The organism is Caballeronia sp. SEWSISQ10-4 2, from assembly GCF_030464885.1.
In the GTDB taxonomy this organism is placed as follows: Bacteria; Pseudomonadota; Gammaproteobacteria; order Burkholderiales; family Burkholderiaceae; genus Caballeronia.
The window spans coordinates 61,657-67,879 of the sequence record NZ_JALPRJ010000046.1 but is presented as its reverse complement, the minus strand read 5'-3'; the positions used below and the strand labels follow the sequence as shown (position 1 = coordinate 67,879).

The 6,223-nt window shown below is 63.6% G+C and carries 7 protein-coding genes; all 7 read left to right on the top strand.

The window, feature by feature from the left end; genetic code table 11:
• The coding region (locus tag M0D69_RS27635; protein ID WP_301785043.1) for a hypothetical protein at positions 1 to 189 on the top strand (189 nt) is incomplete at its 5' end.
• 85 nt (positions 190 to 274) lie between these two features.
• A complete protein-coding gene (gene sugE, locus M0D69_RS27630) occupies positions 275 to 595 on the top strand; it encodes a quaternary ammonium compound efflux SMR transporter SugE (protein ID WP_301785042.1) in 321 nt (106 codons plus the stop codon).
• Positions 596 to 1,029: 434 nt separating this feature from the next.
• Positions 1,030 to 1,671: a DUF4126 domain-containing protein gene (locus M0D69_RS27625; protein WP_301785041.1), complete on the top strand. Its 642-nt coding sequence runs from the start codon at positions 1,030 to 1,032 to the stop codon at positions 1,669 to 1,671.
• A gap of 122 nt (positions 1,672 to 1,793) precedes the next feature.
• Entirely contained in the window at positions 1,794 to 4,307 is a 2,514-nt protein-coding gene (locus tag M0D69_RS27620) for an ABC transporter permease (protein ID WP_301785045.1), read from the top strand.
• A gap of 97 nt (positions 4,308 to 4,404) precedes the next feature.
• Entirely contained in the window at positions 4,405 to 4,815 is a 411-nt protein-coding gene (locus M0D69_RS27615) for a group II truncated hemoglobin (protein WP_301785040.1), read from the top strand.
• Between the two features lie 69 nt (positions 4,816 to 4,884).
• Positions 4,885 to 5,616, top strand: coding sequence for an alanyl-tRNA editing protein (locus M0D69_RS27610; RefSeq protein ID WP_301785039.1), 732 nt, complete (start codon positions 4,885 to 4,887; stop codon positions 5,614 to 5,616).
• On the top strand, positions 5,616 to 6,206 hold the full coding sequence (locus M0D69_RS27605) for a DUF924 family protein (protein ID WP_301785038.1): 591 nt from the start codon (positions 5,616 to 5,618) through the stop codon (positions 6,204 to 6,206). The genes M0D69_RS27610 and M0D69_RS27605 overlap by 1 nt, the downstream gene beginning before the upstream one ends.
• The last annotated feature ends 17 nt before the right edge of the window (positions 6,207 to 6,223 follow it).

The window sequence follows — 6,223 nt, the reverse complement described above, 5'->3', positions numbered from 1 at the left end:
TGGCGCGCTGTCCATCTCCGGCCTGAAGGCCGAGGTCTTTCGCGCAACCTGATAAAGCCGATGACAGCAAGGCCGCTGCGGGTTATTTCGGCTTTTCGTATTTCTTATGTCCTGACGCGAAAAGACGGCGCAAGCGATGCTGAAATCAGCATGACGGCCTCGAACGGCTCATGCGCATCGTCGTTATAATTACAGTCTTATTACATGCCGCATGGACGACCTTGCGCGCATCTGGTCGTATCGGGGACGGCCCCGTTTTTTGACGGGAGCTTTCATGTCGTGGTTTCTATTGTTTATCGCCGGGCTGCTTGAAGTGGCATGGGCCGCCGGCCTCAAAACCTCCGAAGGTTTCATGCGCCTCTGGCCGTCGGTGTTTACGCTGGTGACGGCTGTGGGCAGCTTCGTGCTGCTGGCGCTGGCGATGCGCCAGTTGCCGCTCGGTACCGCTTACGCTGTATGGACGGGTATCGGCGCGGTCGGGGCGTTCGTGTTCGGGATCGTCATGCTGGGAGAGGCGGTCACGGTTGCACGCGTCGCGAGTGCCGCACTGATCGTGGTCGGGCTGATCGGATTGAAATGGTCGTCGGGGCATTGAAGCTGGCGCTTTGGCGCACTGGGCAGCGGCCTTTTGCCGCGACCGCCAGGAGATGTTAAAGGGATCGCGAAAGTGGCCGTTAAGCTGTTCAGAGCACCGCGTGCTGTGGTGCTGCGCAAGGTGCTCGGCGGCTTGTCCGGATTAAGGGCTGAATCACGAGCGTTGGATGCAGAACACGCCGATATATGGCGCGATGCATCAACCGGCAGCGCGTGGCTATAATGACTTTCAGATGTCTTGAAAACTCACCGGGTTCGACAGAACGGGCCTGGAACAGCGCCAGAATAAGGTGGGCCGGGTCAATACCGGGCCGCATCCATTTATCCCCAGCCCGTCGCCGGGTGATTTTAGCGACGGGTCAGGCATTCGCAGCCAGTTACATCGGCGTTTTCCGATGTTCGGGCGCGGGGCGAGCAGCGCGCAAGGAGACGGTCATGCTTGAAGCACTTTCGCTGGCGGCGGGTCTTTCGTGGGCCAGCGGGCTGCGACTGTACCTGACGGTGTTCGTCGCGGGGCTGTTCGAGCGTCTGGGCCTGGTCCACCTGCCCGATACGCTCTCCGTACTAGGCTCTCCTTGGGTGATCGGAGCGGCGGCAGCGCTCGCAGTCGTCGAGTTTTTCGCCGATAAAATCCCCGCCTTCGATTCCCTCTGGGACGCCATTCACACCTTCATTCGCATTCCGGCCGGCGCGGTGCTGGCTGTGGGCGCATTCGGTCACGCCGATCCGGCGCTGCTGACCGTCGCCGCGCTCGCCGGCGGAACGCTCGCGGGGGCCGCGCATCTGGCGAAGGCGGGCACGCGCGCACTGATCAATTTATCGCCGGAACCGGTGTCGAACTGGGTGGCATCGGCGACCGAGGATTTCGGCGCGTTGCTCGGCATCACGCTCGCGTTGTTCGTGCCGCTGCTGTGCCTGGTGCTGATCATCGCGTTCCTGTTATGCGCCGGATGGGCATTGCCGCGGCTCGTGAGAGGCGTGCGCGGCGGATTTGACCGGATGGCCAAGCACATGGTGCCCAGCGTCAGCGCGCGCGTGAATCCGGGTGTCGGCAGGTTTGGGAGCAAGCACGATTGAGTACTAGCGGTTTGGACGGCGAGTTGAAGCGGGATTCGAAGCGGGATTCGAAGCAGGAGTCCAGGCAGGATTCGAAGCAGCAGGCACTGAGCTTCAGGCAGATCGCGCGCCAGTCGCTGCGAATGACCGCGCGCGACTGGCGCGCGGGCGAGCTGACCATGCTCATCCTCGCGCTCGTGCTGGCAGTTGCGGCGCTCGCGAGTGTCGGTTTTCTCGGTGACCGGATGCGTCAGGGGCTGGAACGCGACGCACGCCAGATGATCGCCGCGGATTTTGTGGTGCGTGCCGATCATCCGGTCGATCCCGCGTTCGCGGCACAAGCGGCGCAACTCAAGCTCGAAACCGCGACCACCGCTATCTTCCCCAGCATGATCAGCGCGGGCGTAACGGGGGAATCGTCAGCGAGCTCCGCCGCGCCCGTCGCCCGCCTTGCGGCGTTAAAGGCCGTTTCTCCCGGATATCCCCTGCGTGGCGCGGTACGTATCGCGCCTGCCGCCGGCCAACCCGGCACGCCCGCCACCTCCATTCCCGCTCCCGGCACCGTCTGGGCCGACCCGGCTTTACTCGATGCGCTGAAAGTGCCCGTCGGCGGCACGGTCCGGGTTGGCACGCGCGCGTTCAAAGTGGCGGCGGTCATTACGCGCGAACTCGATCGCGGTTTCTCATTCGTGAGCTTTTCGCCGCGCCTGATGATGCGCGCCGATGAACTCGCGTCCACCGGCCTCGTGACGTTCGGCAGTCGCGTGACGTATCGGCTGCTGGTGGCCGGGCCGGATCCGCAGGTCAAGCAGTTCGCTACCTTCGCGCGCGCAAAGGTGGACGACGGCAAGCTGCGCGGTGTCGCGCTCGAATCGTTGCAGGATGGTCAGCCGCAAGTGCGTCAGACGATCGACCGGGCGAGTCATTTCCTCACGCTCGTTTCGCTGCTCACCGCGTTGCTCGCGGCGGTCGCGATTGCGATGGCCTCGCATCGGTTCGCGCGCCGGCACCTGGATGGTTGCGCCGCAATGCGCTGTCTCGGCGTGAGTCAGGGGACGCTGCGGGCGCTGTTTATCGGTGAATTTTTGCTTGTTGGTCTGCTCGGCAGCGTGGCCGGTGTCGTGCTCGGCTTCGGCGGGCATCTGGTGCTGCTGGACTGGCTTGGAACGCTCGTCGATGTCGAATTGCCGCCGCCGAGCGTCTGGCCCGCGTTGCAGGGCATTGCGACCGGACTGGTCCTGCTGCTCGGTTTCGCGGTGCCGCCGTTGTTGCCGCTCACGCGCGTGCCGCCGGTCCACGTGATCCGCCGTGAACTCGGCGATGCCGGGCGGGTAGCGTGGTTCGCGTACGGCGTGGGCGTGCTGCTGTTCGCCGGCCTGCTCGTGCTCGCGGCGGGCGAATGGAAGCTGGGCGGGATCGTGGCGGGCGGATTCGCGGGCGGTCTCATCGTGTTCGGCGGCATTGCGCGCATCGCACTCTGGGCCGCCGCGCGTTTCGTGCGCAGCGAACGCGTGGGCGCGGGCGTGGGCTGGCGATATGCGCTCGCATCGCTGGAGCGGCGCAGCGGCGCGAGCGCGCTGCAGATCACGGCGCTCGGGATCGGCCTGATGTGTCTGTTGCTCATCGCGATGACGCGCAGCGACCTGATCGCGGGCTGGCGGCAATCGACGCCGCCGGACGCACCGAATCAGTTTCTCATCGATATCCAGCCCGACCAGCGCGCCGGCGTCACCGATTACCTCAGGCAGCACGGCCAGGCCGACGCGACGTTGTCGCCGATGGTGCGCGGCCGTCTGATTGCGGTGAACGGCAAGCCGGTGAGTCCCGACAACTACGAGAAAGCCGATGCGAAACGCCTGGTCGATCGCGAGTTCAATCTCTCGTACACAACCGAACTGCCCGGCGATAACCGCGTGGTCGGTGGTGACTGGTACGGCACGAACGGGCGCGCGCAGGTATCGATAGAAGAAGGGCTTGCGAAAACGATCAAGGTAAAACTCGGCGATACGCTGCGTTTTGACGTCGCCGGCATGCAGGTCGAGGGGCCGGTCACGAGCCTGCGCAAAGTCGACTGGAATTCGTTCAAGGTGAACTTCTTCGTGCTGATGCCGCCGCCTTCCATCAGCGATCTGCCGGCTACGTTCATCACGAGTTTTCATTTGCCGCCGGGACAGCAGGGCCTGATCGACGGGTTGATCAACAAGTATCCGAGCGTGACTGCCATCGACGTCGCGCCGATCCTCGCGCAGATCCAGCGCGTGCTGGAACAGGTGATCGGCGCCGTGCAGTTCCTGTTCATCTTCACGCTGGCGGCGGGCGTGCTTGTGTTGTACGCCGCGCTTGCCGGAACCCGCGACGAGCGTGTGCACGAGTCCGCGTTGCTGCGGGCGCTCGGCGCGTCGCATAAACAGGTGCGCTCGGTGCAGACCGCGGAGTTCGTGGCGGTCGGCGCGTTGAGCGGGCTGATGGCGGCGCTAGGCGCGCAGGCGATTGGCTGGGTGCTGGCGTCGCGCGTGTTCGAATTTCACATCGATTTCAACCCGTGGCTCGTGCCGGCGGGCATCGTGGCGGGTGTCGTGTGTTCGGGCGTGGGCGGCTGGATGAGCCTGCGCCGCGTGCTCTCGCGGCCAGCGCTGCAATCGTTGCGGGATGCCTGATCGGACCCGGATAACGCATGGCCGGGCGCCACCCGGTACACACAAGACAAACCCGCAGCGCTCATTGCGCCATGTCCGGATAACCTGAAGAAAACGCATGACCGAAGCACATATTGAACAGGCGCCGCAACCCACGGCATTTGAACTCGTTGGCGGTGAGGAGCGCGTACGCGCACTCGTCGATCGCTTCTACGACCTGATGGATCTCGAGCCGGAATTCGCGGCTTTACGCGCGTTGCATCCCCCCACGCTCGAGAATTCCCGCGATAAATTCTTCTGGTTCCTGTGCGGCTGGATGGGCGGCCCGGACCATTACATCAGTCGCTTCGGTCACCCGCGTTTGCGGGCGCGGCATATGAACTTCGCGATTGCATCGCCGGAACGGGATCAGTGGTTGCGCTGCATGGCGTGGGCGATGGAAGACATCGGCCTGGACGCGGCCTTGCGAGAACGCCTGCTCACGTCCTTCTTCGATACCGCCGACTGGATGCGCAATCGCCCGGGTTGAGCGTGAAGCACACACGCCCCGGCATAATACCGGTTCGTTTTTAGCCGGCGACAGACCAGGAGACTCCCCATGAGCACGCGCGCGCTGTTTCGCGAAGACGCCTATCTGACCCGTTGCGAGGGCTCGGTTACGGCCATCGATGAAATGGGCATTCATCTCGATCAAACCGTGTTTTATCCGCTTGGCGGCGGTCAGGCTGGTGATGCCGGAACGCTGACGCTGGCCGACGGCACGCGCATAGAAATAACCGATACCCGCAAGGCCAAGTTCGAAGGCGCGACGCCCGATGACGCCGTCCACGTGCCCGCGCCGGACCAGCAAGCGCTGCTTGCGAAGCTCGCGGTGGGCGAGCGGGTGACGGCAGAGATCGATTGGGAGCGGCGTTACCGGCACATGCGCCTGCACACGGCGACGCATCTGCTGTGCGCGGCGCTGCCGTATCCCGTCGATGGCTGCAGCATCACCAGCGGCTACGCCCGCATGGACTTCGCGACCGTGGAACCGATCGAACGCGAGGAACTGGAAACGCGCTTGCGTGAGTTGATCGGCGGCGCGCATCCGGTGGCGACCGAGTGGATCACCGATCAGGAAATGGAAGAGCGCCCCGAACTCGTCCGCACGATGAGCGTGAAGCCGCCTGTGGGCATGGGGCGTGTGCGTTTGCTTCGTATCGAGGGTATCGATTTGCAGCCGTGCGGCGGCACGCATGTACGCAACACGAGTGAAATCGGTGAGCTAAGGATTGCGAAGGTGGAGAAAAAAAGCGCACGCACGCGGCGTCTCGTGATCGAGTTTGCGTGATGCTGGACGCACGCTCTCAAGCGGTGCTCGATGCATGGTTCGGGGCACCGGACTCGGCGGAGTTCGGTCACGCGCGCAAGCTCTGGTTCAAGAAGAACGCGGCCTTCGACGCCATGCTTCACGAGCGTTTCAGCGCTCTGCTTGAAGAAGCGTTAGCCGGCAATTTGGTGAGGTGGTCGGCAACGCCGCTCGGCACGCTGGCTTTGATCGTGTTGCTCGACCAGTTCACACGCAATTGTTTTCGCAACACGCCGCGTGCGTTTGTCGGGGACAGGGAGGCGTTAAAGCTCGCACGCGCGTTAGTCTCTACCCACGACGAACTGACCTTGCCGACGATCCATCATCGCGCGTTCGCATACATGCCGTTCGAGCATGACGAGACGCTGGAAAGCCAGCGTGAAGCGGTGCGCCTGCATCAGGCGCTCTTCGATGAAACCGGCGACAAGGACATCGAATCAGGGTTGAAGTACGCACTCAAGCATGCTGAAGTCATCGAGCGATTTGGCCGCTTTCCGCATCGCAATGCCATTCTCGGCCGCGAGACAACGGCCGAAGAACACGCGTGGCTCAAGAAGAAGGGCGGTTTCTAACTTCGAGCGTTGTAACG